14 protein-coding genes are annotated in these 15,174 nt (G+C 55.2%); 5 read left to right on the top strand and 9 right to left on the bottom strand.

Annotated elements, in window-relative coordinates:
- Nucleotides 1-9: 9 nt before the first annotated feature.
- Nucleotides 10-1,098 carry a hydroxycarboxylate dehydrogenase HcxA gene (hcxA, locus tag ACJHW7_RS16505; protein ID WP_001120431.1) on the top strand — a complete coding sequence of 363 codons (1,089 nt, stop codon included), beginning with the start codon at nt 10-12 and terminating at the stop codon, nt 1,096-1,098.
- Nucleotides 1,099-1,107: 9 nt separating this feature from the next.
- Here the strand turns inward: hcxA and ACJHW7_RS16500 are convergent, their stop codons facing one another.
- From ACJHW7_RS16500 to entC, 7 genes are all read right to left on the bottom strand, one after another.
- Complete coding sequence (locus ACJHW7_RS16500; protein WP_000460431.1) at nt 1,108-1,305, bottom strand: YbdD/YjiX family protein; 198 nt, start codon at nt 1,303-1,305, stop codon at nt 1,108-1,110.
- A 181-nt stretch (nt 1,306-1,486) separates the two neighbouring features.
- Complete coding sequence (gene cstA / locus ACJHW7_RS16495) at nt 1,487-3,592, bottom strand: pyruvate/proton symporter CstA (protein WP_001043135.1); 2,106 nt, start codon at nt 3,590-3,592, stop codon at nt 1,487-1,489.
- Nucleotides 3,593-3,772: 180 nt separating this feature from the next.
- Nucleotides 3,773-4,186 (bottom strand): proofreading thioesterase EntH, encoded by a 414-nt coding sequence (gene entH, locus ACJHW7_RS16490; protein ID WP_000637953.1) that lies wholly within the window; start codon nt 4,184-4,186, stop codon nt 3,773-3,775.
- A 2-nt stretch (nt 4,187-4,188) separates the two neighbouring features.
- Nucleotides 4,189-4,935, bottom strand: a complete 747-nt coding sequence (entA, locus tag ACJHW7_RS16485; RefSeq protein ID WP_000347654.1) for a 2,3-dihydro-2,3-dihydroxybenzoate dehydrogenase EntA — start codon at nt 4,933-4,935, stop codon at nt 4,189-4,191.
- Nucleotides 4,935-5,792 (bottom strand): enterobactin biosynthesis bifunctional isochorismatase/aryl carrier protein EntB, encoded by an 858-nt coding sequence (gene entB, locus ACJHW7_RS16480; protein ID WP_021556581.1) that lies wholly within the window; start codon nt 5,790-5,792, stop codon nt 4,935-4,937. The genes entA and entB overlap by 1 nt, the downstream gene beginning before the upstream one ends.
- Before the next feature lie 13 nt (nt 5,793-5,805).
- Complete coding sequence (gene entE, locus ACJHW7_RS16475) at nt 5,806-7,416, bottom strand: (2,3-dihydroxybenzoyl)adenylate synthase EntE (protein WP_000026811.1); 1,611 nt, start codon at nt 7,414-7,416, stop codon at nt 5,806-5,808.
- 9 nt (nt 7,417-7,425) lie between these two features.
- Nucleotides 7,426-8,601, bottom strand: coding sequence for an isochorismate synthase EntC (gene entC, locus ACJHW7_RS16470; protein ID WP_000381303.1), 1,176 nt, complete (start codon nt 8,599-8,601; stop codon nt 7,426-7,428).
- Nucleotides 8,602-8,900: 299 nt separating this feature from the next.
- On the opposite strand from entC, the gene fepB reads away from it, so the two are divergent.
- Nucleotides 8,901-9,857 (top strand): Fe2+-enterobactin ABC transporter substrate-binding protein, encoded by a 957-nt coding sequence (fepB, locus tag ACJHW7_RS16465; RefSeq protein WP_001234312.1) that lies wholly within the window; start codon nt 8,901-8,903, stop codon nt 9,855-9,857.
- 3 nt (nt 9,858-9,860) lie between these two features.
- Here fepB and entS read toward each other — a convergent pair whose 3' ends face one another.
- Complete coding sequence (entS, locus tag ACJHW7_RS16460) at nt 9,861-11,111, bottom strand: enterobactin transporter EntS (RefSeq protein ID WP_001041789.1); 1,251 nt, start codon at nt 11,109-11,111, stop codon at nt 9,861-9,863.
- Nucleotides 11,112-11,221: 110 nt separating this feature from the next.
- Between entS and fepD the strand changes: the two genes are divergently transcribed.
- Genes fepD through fepC form a run of 3 tightly spaced genes read left to right on the top strand, consistent with a single transcriptional unit; the run spans nt 11,222 to nt 14,027 of the window.
- Entirely contained in the window at nt 11,222-12,226 is a 1,005-nt protein-coding gene (gene fepD / locus ACJHW7_RS16455; protein ID WP_001295314.1) for a Fe(3+)-siderophore ABC transporter permease, read from the top strand.
- Nucleotides 12,223-13,215 (top strand): iron-enterobactin ABC transporter permease, encoded by a 993-nt coding sequence (fepG, locus tag ACJHW7_RS16450; protein WP_021556580.1) that lies wholly within the window; start codon nt 12,223-12,225, stop codon nt 13,213-13,215. Before fepD ends, fepG begins: the two co-directional genes overlap by 4 nt.
- Nucleotides 13,212-14,027, top strand: a complete 816-nt coding sequence (fepC, locus tag ACJHW7_RS16445; RefSeq protein ID WP_021556579.1) for an iron-enterobactin ABC transporter ATP-binding protein — start codon at nt 13,212-13,214, stop codon at nt 14,025-14,027. Before fepG ends, fepC begins: the two co-directional genes overlap by 4 nt.
- On the opposite strand, the gene wzz(fepE) is transcribed toward fepC, so the two are convergent.
- Complete coding sequence (wzz(fepE), locus tag ACJHW7_RS16440) at nt 14,024-15,157, bottom strand: LPS O-antigen length regulator Wzz(fepE) (protein WP_021556578.1); 1,134 nt, start codon at nt 15,155-15,157, stop codon at nt 14,024-14,026. The genes fepC and wzz(fepE) overlap by 4 nt on opposite strands.
- Nucleotides 15,158-15,174 lie beyond the last annotated feature (17 nt).

The raw sequence follows: 15,174 nt of genomic DNA, 5'->3' as shown, positions 1-15,174 counted from the left end.
CAACACAACATGCCTCACAATCCTATCCGCGTGGTCGTCGGCCCGGCTAACTACTTTTCACATCCAGGAAGTTTCAATCACCTGCACGATTTTTTCACTGATGAACAACTTTCTCGCGCGGTGTGGATCTACGGCAAACGCGCCATTGCTGCGGCGCAAACCAAACTTCCGCCAGCGTTTGGACTTCCAGCGGCAAAGCATATTTTGTTTCGTGGTCATTGCAGCGAAAGCGATGTACAGCAACTGGCGGCTGAGTCCGGTGACGATCGCAGCGTGGTGATTGGCGTCGGCGGCGGCGCACTGCTCGACACCGCGAAAGCCCTCGCCCGCCGTCTCGGTCTGCCATTTGTTGCCGCTCCGACGATCGCCGCCACCTGCGCAGCCTGGACACCGCTCTCCGTCTGGTATAACGATGCCGGACAGGCGCTGCATTATGAGATTTTCGACGACGCCAATTTTATGGTGCTGGTGGAACCGGAGATTATCCTCAATGCACCGCAACAATATCTGCTGGCGGGGATCGGTGACACGCTGGCGAAATGGTATGAAGCGGTGGTGCTGGCTCCGCAACCAGAAACGTTGCCGCTAACCGTGCGACTGGGGATCAATAATGCGCAGGCCATTCGCGACGTATTGTTAAACAGTAGCGAACAGGCGCTGAGCGATCAGCAAAATCAACAGTTAACGCAATCATTTTGCGATGTGGTGGATGCTATTATTGCTGGTGGTGGGATGGTCGGTGGTCTGGGCGATCGTTTTACGCGTGTGGCGGCGGCTCATGCCGTGCATAACGGTCTGACTGTCCTGCCGCAAACCGAGAAATTTCTCCACGGCACCAAAGTCGCTTATGGCATTCTGGTACAAAGCGCCTTGCTGGGTCAGGATGATGTGCTGGCGCAATTAACCGGGGCGTATCAGCGTTTTCATCTGCCGACCACGCTGGCGGAGCTGGAAGTGGATATCAATAATCATGCGGAGATCGACAAAGTGATTACCCACACCCTGCGTCCGGTGGAATCCATTCATTACCTGCCAGTCACGCTGACACCAGATACGTTGCGTGCAGCGTTCGAAAAAGTGGAATCGTTTAAAGCCTGACGTGCAAATTTAGCAGCAGCGCGCGCCGCCTTTTCCACCGTAGCGCGCGTCCTGCCGCTCACGGAAAAACTCTTCGTAGGTCATCGGCGTTTGATCGGGATGGTTAACCCGCATATGTTCGACATAGTTGTCGTAATCAGGCATACCAATCATCAGCTTCGCCGCCTGACCTAAATATTTTCCGGCTTTTGCCAGTGAATCAAACATCTTGGCCTCCGCTAACCATGTTGCTGAAAGAGTGCCGGATGCGGCGTGAACGCCTTATCCGGCCTACAAATGCTATCAACGCGCTCGGTCAGTCCCCTCGCCCCATCGGGGAGAGGGTTAGGGTGAGGAGGAACCCTCGGCACTATGCCAACATTCGCCAACATCCCCCCTCACTCTGACTTTAGTGTGCGCCTTTTGCCTGCGCCACGATCTCCTCGACATTTTCCGGCATTGACTCATACGGCGTTTCTTTCGCCGTTGGCTTCGGATCTTTCAATGCCGCCAGTGCCGTCTTAATCGAGAACAGCGCCAGAACCACCACGACCACCATAAAGAAGATGGTTAACCCGGCATCCAGACGGTTGTTGAACACCAGTTGCGCCAGCTGTGACTCAGTATACTGCGACGGAATATTGCCGCTGTCGATCATTGCCTGGAACTTATTAGCAATGGCCAGGAAGCCGACTTTCGCATCCGGGCTAAACGCTTTCTGCCAGCCAGCGGTCAGGGTACAAATCAGCAGCCAGGCCGTTGGTACCAGCGCCACCCAGGCGTAACGTTGACGTTTCATCTTGAACAACACCACGGCACAGAGCATCAGCGCCATCCCTGCCAGCATCTGGTTGGCAATACCAAACAGCGGCCACAGAGTGTTAATACCGCCCAGCGGATCGACCACGCCCTGATGGAGGAAGTAGCCCCACGCCAGTACGCACAGCGCCGTTGCCAGCAGGTTAGCAGGCAGTGAATCGGTCCGCTTCAGGCCAGGAGACACCACGCCCAGCAGATCCTGCAACATAAAGCGCGCAGCACGCGTACCCGCATCTACCGCCGTCAGAATAAACAGAGCTTCAAACAGAATGGCGAAGTGATACCAAAACGCTACATCCATCATACCGCCCAGCGCGCCGTGCAGGATGTAAGCCATCCCCACCGCCAACGTCGGCGCACCGCCCGCACGGGAAATGATCGACTGTTCACCCACTTCGCTGGCAATCTGGTTGAGCGTATCTGGTGTAATGCTAAAGCCCCAGCTACTCACCACCTGCGCGGCAGAAGCGACCACATCCGCCGTCCCTGCCGGAGCCAGCACCGCCATTGGGCTGTTCATGGCAAAGTAAACGCCCGGATCGATGATACAGGCGGAAACCAGCGCCATAATCGCCACGAAGGATTCCATTAACATTCCACCGTAGCCGATAAAACAAGCCTGCCCTTCGTTCGCCAGCATCTTCGGCGTGGTGCCGGAAGAGATCAGCGCATGGAAGCCTGACACCGCGCCACAGGCGATGGTGATAAACAGGAACGGGAACAGATTACCGGTCCATACCGGGCCAGTGCCATCGACAAATTTGGTCAGCGCAGGCATGGTCAGCGTCGGACGCATAATCAAAATGCCTACCGCCAGACCGACGATAGTCCCGATTTTCAGGAAGGTAGAGAGGTAGTCACGCGGGGCCAGCAGTAACCACACCGGCAGCACCGCCGCCACAAAACCGTAGCCCACCAGCATCCAGGTCAGCTGCACGCCGGTAAAGTCAAAGTACGGTGCCCAGGTCGGGCTTTCTGCCACCCAGCCGCCAGAGATAATGGCAAAAATCAGGAACACCAGGCCAATCACTGACACTTCGCCAATACGCCCCGGACGCAGATAGCGCAGGTAGATTCCCATAAAAATCGCCAGCGGAATGGTGAACGCAACGGTATACGTTCCCCACGGGCTATGAGTCAGGGCTTTCACCACGATCATCGCCAGTACTGCAAGGATAATGACCATGATCATAAAGCAGGCCACCAGCGCTATCACCCCGGCGGTTGGCCCCATCTCTTCTTTGACCAGCTCACCCAGCGAGCGACCGTCACGACGCGTAGAAACAAACAGCACCATGAAATCCTGCACTGCACCGGCGAGAACCACCCCGGCGAGTAGCCAGATCATCCCTGGCAGGTAACCCATTTGCGCCGCCAGTACCGGCCCAACCAACGGACCTGCTCCGGCAATGGCCGCAAAATGGTGACCGAACAGCACTTTCTTGTCCGTCGGCACATAGTCCAGCCCGTCGTTATGGCGCACCGCTGGCGTCATACGCGTCGGGTCAACCGCCAGCACATTTTTGGCGATATACAGCCCATAAAAACGGTAAGCGATCAGATAGATACAGACCGACGCCACCACAATCCACAGCGCGTTGATCTGTTCCCCACGATTTAAAGCAATGTATCCCAGAGCAAATGCTCCCATTACAGAGAGCACTGTCCAGACGAGGTATTTCCCTGATTTGTTCATAGTTGTTATCCGTGTGCGTGTCCATAGAGATGTTACATTTTGTTTCTATAACATCTTTGTACGATTTAACAACACGGCAACCATGTAAATCGGAGTTGAAACCAATATTTAACTTAACAATGTTAACTCGATCACTCCGTTAACCGAGTTTTCCTGCAATCTCATTTAATTCTGTCGGGCTCATCCCAAAACTGCCGTACCCAGCCGACAAGTGCAGCAACGCCGCCCCTGTTCATCGAAAACGACGATTTCCCAGCTCTGATTTTGCCGCCCAAGATGCAGCGGCTGGCAGACGCCGCGTACCTTGCCTTCAGACACCGGGCGATGATGGGTGGCGTTAAGTTCCGTGCCCACCACACACTGCCCGTCACGGGTCATCATAAATCCGGCCATCGATCCCAGCGTTTCAGCCAGCGCCGCCGACGCGCCGCCATGCAGCAGGCCAAACGGCTGATGAGTACGGGTATCAACCGGCATTTCGGCTTCCAGCACATCATCGCCCAGACGGGTATATACAATCCCCAGATGCGCCACCATTGTGTTATCGCTGGTGGCGTTCAGTTCGTCGAGCGTTAAATGGCGTTTCCAGATCATGCTTATGCCCCCAGCGTTGAGCCGCCATCTACCACAATATCCTGTAGGGTGATATGGCTGGCGAGGTCAGAGGCGAGGAACAAAATCGTGTTGGCGATCTCTTGTGGACGGGCGATTTTCCCCAGCGGAATGCCGAGTTTAAACTGCTCGCCAAAGCCGCGAATACGCTGTTCTTCGGCGTCATCGCTCACCCACAGCGTGCGTTGCATATCGGTGTCGGTGGAGCCAGGCGAAACCACATTACAGCGCACGCCGCTACCCGCCAGTTCCAGCCCGACGCTCAACGCCAGGCTTTTCAGCGCCGCTTTCGATGCGCCATAAGCACTCATACCAATACGCGGCGTGTGTGCGGCGTCGGACGCCACAGTGACAATCGCCCCGCCCTGCTGACGGCGAAACTGGTTCATGGTTTGCTGAAACAGGTTAAACGCACCGCCGACGTTAACCGCAAAAGTCTGCTGCCAGTCCTCTTTGCTCAGTTGGTCTGTCGCGCCCATGCGCAAAATTCCCGCCGCATTGACCAGCACGTCCAGTCGCTCCGTTTCAGCTAACAGTCGCTGACATACCTGCGCCACCTGCGCAGCATCGGCAACATCCATCACTTCGGTCGCAAAGGGATATTGCTCCTGAGTGAACGCTTGATCAAAACCTGTAACTTTCGCTCCAGCCTCAACAAATGCCAGCGCCGTGGCGTAGCCGATACCTTTCCCCGCGCCTGTTACCCAGACATTTTTACCGCTGAAATCCATTATTTCACCTCGCGGGAGAGTAGCTTCCACCAGGCGTCGATGGTCGGTTTTTTCGCCAGCATGACAAAGTCGATATCGCCATGCACTTTGCGCCAGCGCGCCGCCAGCGCCATCATGCGCACCGAATCCAGACCGTAGTCGATCAGGTTGTCGTCATCGAACGGTTCATCGGACTCGTCCAGCAACGGCAGGATCACCTTACGCAGCGCCGCTTTGCTGGCTGGGCCAGGTGCTGGCAGTAATTCTTCGGTCATCACCACCCGGCCAGAACGTCCGGCCACATATTTCAGCGACATCAAATGCTCGTCACGGCTGAAATCGGCCAGCGCATCCGCCACCATAAACGGTTTAATATCGCGCATAAATGCGTCGGTTGCGGTGGTCATACAGCCAATGTGGGCATATACCCCTGTAATAATCAGCTGGTTACGCCCACTCTCTTTGAGCATTTGCTCCAGCGGAGAACGATGAAACGCGCTGTAGCGCCACTTCACCAGCACCGTGTCGTCGGCATCTGGCGTCAGGCGATCCACCACCTTTTGCTGCTCCGGCGAACGGGTCAGGCCTGGCCCCCACATATCATTCAACAGCGCCCGATCTTCATCGCTCTGCTCTTTCGGCTGGGCGGTGTAATAAACCGGGATATTGTGCTGTTTGCAGTAGTCGCGTAGCGCAGCAATATTCGCGATCACCTGCTCCATCATCGGGCAGTTCTCACCCCAGAAGCTGACAAAATAGTCCTGCATATCATGGATTAACAACGCGGCACGTTGCGGTTCAAAGGCCCAGTCGACTTTATTCTGCGGAATATCGTGAGACTCCGGCAGTGCGTAAGCCTGTAATTTTGGAATAGCCATCGTGTTCTCTCCTTCAGGCTGATGCGCGTGACGCCAGCCACTGACGTAATTGTTTTTTATCGACTTTCCCGACCGCCGTCAGTGGAAGTGAATCTACACACTCCACGCGATCCGGTAATTTAAATTCGGCAATACCCTGTTCACGCAGGAAACGACGCACCTGCACCGCGCGCAGCGGCTCTTTTACTACCAGATAAGCACAGCTTTTTTCGCCCATCAGCTCATCTTCCATACTGACCAGTGCGGCGTAGATCACCGCCGGATGGCGCAGCAACAGGTTTTCGATCTCTTCGGCAGCGATCTTCTCGCCGCCACGGTTGATCTGATCTTTCTCGCGCCCCTGTACGGTGATGTAACCCTCTGGATCAATAGAGATCAGATCGCCGGAACAGTAAAAACCGTTGGCATCAAAGGCGCTGGCATTGTGCTGCGGGCTTTTGTAATAGCCGCGGAAGGTGTACGGACCGCGCGTCATCAGGCGTCCGACTTCCCCTTGCGGCAGTGGATTTCCTTCGGCATCGGCAACCCACACTTCATCGTCCGGACACATTGGGTAACCCTGGGTATGGATAATTTTCTCCGCGCTATCATCAAGTCGGGTGTAGTTCACCAGCCCTTCCGCCATGCCAAACACCTGCTGCAACTGACAGCCAATCTCAGCGGGAATACGCGCCGCAAGGGTGGCAGAAAGACGTGCGCCGCCGACCTGTAACAGTTTCAGCGAGGCAAGCTGCGCCCGGCTTTCGCCTTCGGTCAGCGCCTGCAACCACAGGCTGACTGCCGGCGGCACCAGCGCGGTAACGTTCACCTGATGTTTTTCAATCAATGGGAAACAGAGCGTGGCGCTGGGATCGGCCGCCAGAACGACAGTGCCGCCAGCGAGAAATACCCCCAGCGATCCCGGCGAACTCATGGCGTAGTTATGAGCCGCCGGGATCGCGCACAGGTAACGTGTCTGTTGTGTGAACTGACAAATCTCGACGCTACGACGCACGCTGTAGTAGTAGTCGTTATGTGTGCGCGGGATCAGTTTCGGTGTGCCGGTGGTGCCGCCGGAAAGCTGGAAATAGGCCACTTCATCAGCAGGTGACGGCGTGGCAGTAAAACCGTCTGCCGGATGGTTAATCGCATCCTGCAAGTTATGCTCACCGCTGTCGTTGAGTAGCTGCACCACGCGAATGGAGGAATGTTCTGTGACGAAAGTATTGAGGAAATCATCCCCGCTAAACAGCGCATGTTGGCGATCGGCAATCAGTAACGCCGGTTCAATCTGGCTGGCGTAGGCGTTCAGTTCACTACGCTGATGGCTGAACAGCGCCAGCACCGGCGCGACGCCCAGTTTCAGCAGCGCGAAAAAGGTAATGTAAAGTTCAGCGACGTTACCCAGTTGTACCAGCGCGGTTTCACCAGGTTTAATGCCCTGACGGCGCAAACTACAGGCGAGGTTATCCGCCGCCTGATTCAGCTCCCGATAACTCAACTGCCGCTCGCCGTCGATAACCGCGATGCTATCACTCGCAGCGTGGCGAGTCAGAATGTCGGTCAGTGGCAAATCCTGCCAGTAGCCTTTTTCCCGATAGCGACGGGCAAACTCTTCCGGCCAGCGGGTGAATGGAATGCTCATCCTCGCTCCTTAATGCAATCCAAAAACATTCAACATGGTAGAAAGTTTGACGCCTGTTTCGCGCCACTCACCCAACGGTGACGACGCAGGCACAATCCCCGCTCCGGCAAACAGACGCACCTGATTTTCCCGCAGCTTCGCGCAGCGGATGGTCACCACCCATTCGCCGTTACCTTCGCTGTCACACCAACCCACAATGCCGCCAAACAGTTCGCGGTCGAACGGCTCCAGTTCAGCAATAACCTGGGTCGCGGCCTGATGCGGGAAACCGCTCAGCGCGGGGGTCGGATGCAGCAGACAGGCCAGAGTCAGTGCGTTTTCTTGCGAATTCGCTTTACCTTCAAAGGGAGTTGCGAGATGCCACAGCGTCGGCGTGGTAATCAATTGTGGAGAGGAGGGAACGTGTAACTCACTACTGCGTTCGCGCAGTACCTCTTTCATCGCCTGAGTCACCAGTTCATGTTCATGGCGATCTTTTTCTGACGCCAGTAGACGATTACCCGCTTCGCGATCGAGCACTTCATCCGGCTGACGACGCGCGGAACCGGCTAACGGAATGGAGCTAAAACGCTCACCGTCTTTACGTAGCAGCAGTTCCGGGCTGGCCCCCAGCAGAACGCCACCATCTGCCAGCGGGACATGGAAGTTGTAACTAACCGGGTTTTGCGCAATCAACCGTTCCAGCAATACGCCACTATCAATGGCGGCGTCAGTGGTGATATCAATCAACCGTGACAACACCACTTTGTCGACCTGCGGCGTGGCGGTAAGTGCGGCGGCGCGGGCAACCATCTGTTCAAACGTGGTTTGCTCCGGAATTGCCTGGCGTTCCACCACATTCAGCGACTGGCTGCGGGTGAAACGGCGTGCGGAAGCTTGTTTTTCCTGACGGGAGAACGACTGCCAGGATTCAGGAATATACAGCGACGAAGGCTGACGTGGATCGAAAGGAATCGCCCCGACCATCACCGGATTTTTGATGCCCTGCGCTTTGGCATCGGCAAACAGCGCGGCGAGTTTTTGCTGGAAGGGACTGTCGGGCGAATCCCCATTCACAGCCGGTTCATCGAAGCGGGCGAAACATCCTGACGTCGTAAAACTGCGATACGGCGACATAAAGAAAAAGCGATTGGGCGCAAGTGTTGCCATGGTCTGCTGTACTTCCTCAGCCAGTGACGTATCCATATCATCCTCCACAAAATGATAAAGGCTTTAATAATGATTATCATTTATATTTTCGGTCGCTAACCTAAAAGCAAACGCGCACTATGTCAACTCTTGAGGTAACGCAATCTGCAACTCGGGGTTGCATCTGGTTGTGGTTACAATGAAAATGAGAAGCATTATTGATGAATTCGCATAAGCGCAATGTGATGTCCTGCGCCGTTTTGCCCCCTCTCCCCAAAGGGGCGAGGGGACGGATTGTGCGCTTTGTCGAATTTGTCATTACACCCTTAACCTTATTAATAACAGGAAGCTGATTTGTGAGACTCGCCCCGCTCTACCGCAACGCCCTTCTATTAACAGGACTTTTGCTTTCAGGAATAGCCGCAGTTCAGGCTGCCGACTGGCCGCGTCAGATTACTGACAGCCGGGGCACTCATACCCTGGAAAGCCAGCCGCAGCGTATTGTTTCCACCAGCGTCACCCTGACCGGCTCACTGCTGGCGATTGATGCTCCGGTGATCGCCAGCGGCGCGACCACGCCGAATAACCGCGTCGCGGATGACCAGGGCTTTTTACGCCAGTGGAGCAAGGTGGCGAAAGAACGCAAACTGCAACGGCTCTATATCGGCGAACCGAGCGCCGAAGCCGTTGCCGCGCAAATGCCGGATCTGATTTTAATTAGCGCAACCGGCGGGGATTCGGCGCTGGCACTGTATGATCAGCTTTCCACCATCGCCCCGACATTAATCATCAATTACGACGACAAAAGCTGGCAGTCGCTGTTAACGCAGCTTGGCGAAATTACCGGGCATGAGAAACAAGCGGCAGAGCGGATTGCACAGTTTGATAAGCAACTGGCAGCGGCGAAAGAGCAAATCAAATTACCGCCGCAGCCGGTCACTGCCATTGTCTATACCGCCGCTGCACACAGTGCCAATCTCTGGACGCCGGAATCAGCACAAGGGCAGATGCTGGAACAACTCGGCTTTACGCTGGCGAAGTTGCCCGCAGGGTTAAACGCCAGCCAAAGCCAGGGCAAACGCCATGACATCATTCAGCTTGGTGGGGAAAATCTGGCTGCTGGGTTAAATGGCGAGTCACTATTCCTGTTCGCCGGTGATCAGAAAGATGCCGATGCGATTTATGCCAATCCACTGCTCGCGCACCTGCCCGCAGTACAAAACAAGCAGGTTTATGCGCTGGGAACCGAGACGTTCCGCCTGGATTACTACAGCGCCATGCAAGTGCTGGAACGACTTAAGGCGCTGTTTTAAGCATTAACTGTCAGACGCTGTCACCTGCGGCGGCGTCTGGCGAAAACGTCGCAACTCCACCAGCACCAGCAATAACAACACGCCGATAATCAACAAACCAAAACCGCTCGCGCTTGCGGAAGCAACCGGTGTCATCATCGCGCCCAAACCACCCAGCAGCGCCGCGCCTATGGCATCGCCCGTCACGTTCTGCGCCGTCCACAAACCGTTAATCCGCCCTAACATCGCTTCCGGGGTTTGCGTTTGCAGCATTGTATATTGCAGCAACGAACTAACCGCGCTCAGCCAGCCGAACAGCGCCAGACAAACCACGCCTAAAATCCACATCGGCATCAGGCCAAACAGACCAATGGCGAGGAACGATCCCAGCGTGGAGAGCAGCATCAATAACCCTGGTCGCGCACTATGTGCCAGCTTCCCGCTGGTTAACGCACCAATAGCCGCGCCGAGCGGGATCGCCGCGTAGAGAAAACCAATCTGTGCCGCTGACATCTGCCAGTTGTCAGCCAGCGCCGGATACAGTACCCGCACCGCGCTCGCCATCGTCAATAAACCACCCAGCAGCGCAATCCCGCCCACCAGCGGGCTGGCAAGCAGAAAACGAAATCCTGCCAGTAATGATTTCAACGGATGCTCACGCGGCTGCGGTGGCGGTGGCAACGCCGGAAGGCTTAACAACGGTAGCAAGGTAATAAACGTGCCCGCCGCCGCCAGCCCGTAGTTCCAGGCTACGCCACCGGTCGCTAGCAATAAACCGCCAATCATGGGCGAAATCACCGACCCCAGACGCACGGTCAACATGGTGATCGCCCCGGCCTGCATTAAGTTTTCACGCCCTACCAGTGCTGGTGTCGCCGCCAATAGCGCCGTAACGCCAAGCGATGCGAAAAAACCATCCCATAAACCAAGTAAATAGATTGCCAGCAATGACGGCTCCGGCAGCAGTGCATTAAGGCACAGTCCAATGAAGCCAATGCCACAGGTGCCGCGCGCCAGCAAAATCACTTTTTTGCGCTCATAGCGATCCGCCAGCACACCGCCAACCATCAGGCCAACAAACATCGCGCCGCCGGTCAGCGTCACCGAAAGCCCCACCTGCCAGGTAGAATGCGTCATCATCTGGATCTGCACCGGCACCGCGACGCCGAGCAAACCCAGAGACACAATTGAGATAAAACGAGCGAGGAATACTGCGCGAAACGCCGGGTGCGTTTTCAACAGGCTGAGGTTAAGCAGCCAGGATTGTTTATTCATTACAATGCCTTGCCATCAAATATTTTAAATACCTATTCTTAGGCTGCACATGCTAACATATCCAAATAAGATCGATAACGATAATTAATTTCATTATCATGGAAGTTCGTATGTCTGGTTCTGTTGCCGTGACACGCGCCATTGCCGTGCCCGGATTGCTGTTATTACTGATTATCGCGACGGCATTAAGCCTGCTCATTGGGGCAAAATCACTCCCCGCTTCCGTAGTGCTGGAGGCCCTCTCCGGCACCTGCCAGAGCGCCGACTGCACCATCGTGCTCGACGCGCGACTGCCGCGCACCCTTGCCGGTTTACTTGCAGGCGGCGCGCTTGGCCTTGCCGGGGCGTTGATGCAAACCCTCACCCGAAATCCACTTGCCGACCCCGGCTTGCTTGGCGTGAATGCCGGAGCCAGCTTTGCCATTGTGCTGGGTGCGGCGCTGTTTGGTTACTCATCCGCGCAGGAACAACTGGCGATGGCCTTCGCCGGGGCGCTGGTGGCCTCATTGATTGTTGCCTTTACCGGCAGTCAGGGCGGCGGGCAGTTAAGTCCGGTGCGTTTAACCCTGGCGGGCGTGGCGCTGGCGGCGGTGCTGGAAGGACTGACCAGCGGCATCGCCCTGCTTAATCCTGACGTCTACGATCAACTGCGTTTCTGGCAAGCCGGTTCGCTGGATATTCGCAATCTACATACCTTAAAAGTGGTGCTGATCCCGGTGCTGATCGCCGGAGCAACTGCGCTATTACTGAGTCGCGCGCTGAACAGTTTGAGCCTCGGCAGTGACACCGCGACGGCGCTGGGCAGTCGCGTGGCGCGCACACAGTTAATTGGTCTGCTGGCGATTACCGTGCTTTGTGGTAGTGCGACAGCGGTAGTTGGCCCGATTGCCTTTATTGGCCTGATGATGCCGCATATGGCGCGTTGGCTGGTGGGTGCCGATCATCGCTGGTCGCTGCCCGTCACGCTACTTGCTACCCCTGCCCTGCTGCTGTTCGCCGATATCATCGGGCGGGTGATTGTGCCCGGTGAACTGCGCGTTTCTGTGGTCAGTGCGTTTATTGGTGCACCGGTGCTGATCTTCCTCGTGCGACGTAAAACGCGAGGTGGTGCATGATTTACGTCTCTCGCCGATTACTCATCACCTGTTTGCTGCTGATTTCCGCCTGTGTGGTTGCAGGTATCTGGGGATTACGCAGCGGTGCCGTCACGCTGGAAACCTCGCAGGTATTCGCCGCGCTGATGGGCGATGCGCCGCGCAGTATGACGATGGTGGTCACCGAATGGCGTTTACCACGCGTGCTGATGGCGCTGTTGATTGGCGCGGCACTGGGCGTCAGCGGTGCGATTTTTCAGTCGCTGATGCGTAACCCGCTCGGCAGCCCTGACGTAATGGGCTTTAACACCGGGGCGTGGAGCGGCGTGCTGGTGGCGATGGTGCTGTTTGGTCAGGATCTGACGGCTATCGCGCTGGCAGCAATGGTGGGCGGCATTATCACTTCGCTGTTGGTCTGGCTGCTCGCCTGGCGTAACGGTATCGACACCTTTCGGTTGATTATTATCGGTATCGGCGTTCGCGCCATGCTGGTGGCCTTTAATACCTGGCTGTTGCTGAAAGCGTCTTTAGAAACGGCGCTAACAGCAGGTTTGTGGAATGCCGGATCGCTCAACGGCCTGACGTGGGCAAAAACCTCGCCTTCCGCACCCATCATTATATTGATGCTAATTGCCGCCGCCTTACTGGTACGCCGGATGCGCTTGCTGGAAATGGGCGATGATACCGCGTGTGCGCTTGGCGTCAGCGTCGAACGTTCGCGTCTGTTAATGATGCTGGTTGCAGTGGTGCTTACCGCTGCGGCAACAGCGCTTGCCGGGCCGATTTCCTTTATTGCTTTAGTCGCGCCGCACATTGCCCGACGCATTAGCGGCACCGCTCGCTGGGGGCTAACCCAGGCGGCGCTATGCGGGGCGCTGTTACTGCTGGCGGCCGATCTCTGCGCCCAACAACTGTTTATGCCGTATCAACTTCCGGTTGGCGTCGTTACCGTCAGCCTCGGCGGTATTTACCTTATCGTCTTGTTAATTCAGGAGTCTCGCAAAAAATGACCGAATCAGTAGCCCGTTTGCGCGGCGAACAGTTAACCCTCGGATATGGCAAATTTACCGTTGCGGAAAATCTGACTGTAGAAATTCCTGATGGTCACTTCACGGCAATTATCGGGCCAAATGGCTGCGGTAAATCCACGTTACTGCGTACCTTAAGCCGCCTGATGACGCCTGCTCACGGGCATGTCTGGCTGGATGGCGAGCACATTCAACATTACGCCAGTAAAGAGGTTGCACGCCGGATTGGTCTGTTGGCACAGAATGCCACCACTCCGGGAGATATCACCGTGCAGGAGCTGGTGGCGCGTGGGCGTTACCCGCATCAACCGCTGTTTACCCGCTGGCGCAAAGAAGATGAAGAAGCGGTAACGAAAGCGATGCAGGCCACGGGAATAACTCATCTGGCGGATCAAAGCGTGGATACCCTTTCCGGTGGGCAACGCCAGCGAGCGTGGATCGCGATGGTGCTGGCCCAGGAAACGGCGATTATGCTGCTCGACGAACCCACGACCTGGCTGGATATCAGTCATCAGATTGATCTACTGGAACTGTTAAGCGAACTGAACCGCGAGAAAGGCTATACCCTGGCGGCGGTGCTGCACGATCTTAATCAGGCCTGTCGTTACGCCAGCCATTTGATTGCATTGCGAGAAGGGAAAATTGTTGCTCAGGGAGCGCCGAAGGAGATTGTCACTGCTGAACTGATTGAGCGCATTTATGGTCTGCGCTGCATGATAATTGACGACCCGGTTGCAGGAACGCCACTTGTGGTGCCGCTCGGACGAACGGCACCTTCAATCGCAAATAGTTAAACTAAGTGGTCTGCCATCATGGCATCCTTTTTTCTGGATGCCATCGCATGGCGCAATAACACGCTACCACAAGCCACCATCCCGCCGATCAGCGCGGAAAGGATCACAATAATCGCCTTACCCGGACCGTCTTTTTTCACTGGCAATGACGGGCTTAACTGATATTTAAACGGCGTAAAATTCACATCGTTGATATTTGCTTTTGTTAACTGCTCGACAAGATACTGACGATTACGTAATTCACCGTTCAGTTCCGCAACGTCAGTGACCGCTTTTTCAATTTCCAGTTTGCGTTCAATACCGTCTGCGCCGAGAGAAATAGAGAAATCGGGGTCATCTTTAACGGCCTGACCATTACTGTAAACGGGCTTTTTAATTCCTGCCGCGTTGGCAATGTCGAGTGAATAATTGAGGCGCTGAATGTTTGCATCAAGTTGATTTTTCATTTTAATGCGGTCCTGAGCCAGTTTTTCTTTTTCAAACTGGGTTTTGATCTCCAGTTTATTACGGACGTTTTCTATCGACTCTTTCACCACCAACGCAGAGATATAATCGATATACCCGCTCAAAACGGTCTGCGCCTCTTCACTGGTTGGCGCGGTAAAACTTAGCGTCCAGGAGGTATACAGTGACGGTTCATCTTTTTTCTTACTGGCATTGTCATCAACCGCTTTCATTTTTTCGCTCAATGCGACAATTGCGCGATGCAAATCCAGTTCGTCGATTTTCGCCTCTTTTAATTGGTCCATCACATAAGGTGATGAACGCAGGTACTCTTCCAGCAAGCTAACCGACTGAAACTTCTTGATAAACAGGTTAAATGCTTCTGTACGATCAATTTTGATATCCAGATCCAGCACACGAAGCTTAGTGAATGTTTTCTCCAACTCTTGCCACTGAACAGGTTCTGGAGGCGTGACAACCGCCGCGCTGGTCCATTTTTGCGGCAGGATGAAAGAGATCAGCAAGCCTGCGCAGGCAAACGCAAAAACGACCGCCATGACCGTTTTTTTGGCCCGCCATAAAACTGAGATTAGATTAAGTAAATCAATTTCATTATTACTGGGCGACGCCAGAGGATAATCGGGAAAATGAGCGTCACTTCCCTGTTTAATATTCAGTGATGACATGGGGTATAACCTGAAAA

The organism is Escherichia sp. WS1152 (assembly GCF_046487665.1).
GTDB lineage: Bacteria > Pseudomonadota > Gammaproteobacteria > Enterobacterales > Enterobacteriaceae > Escherichia > Escherichia coli.
Note: the sequence above shows the minus strand (reverse complement) of the source record. Positions and strands in the feature narration are given on the sequence as shown.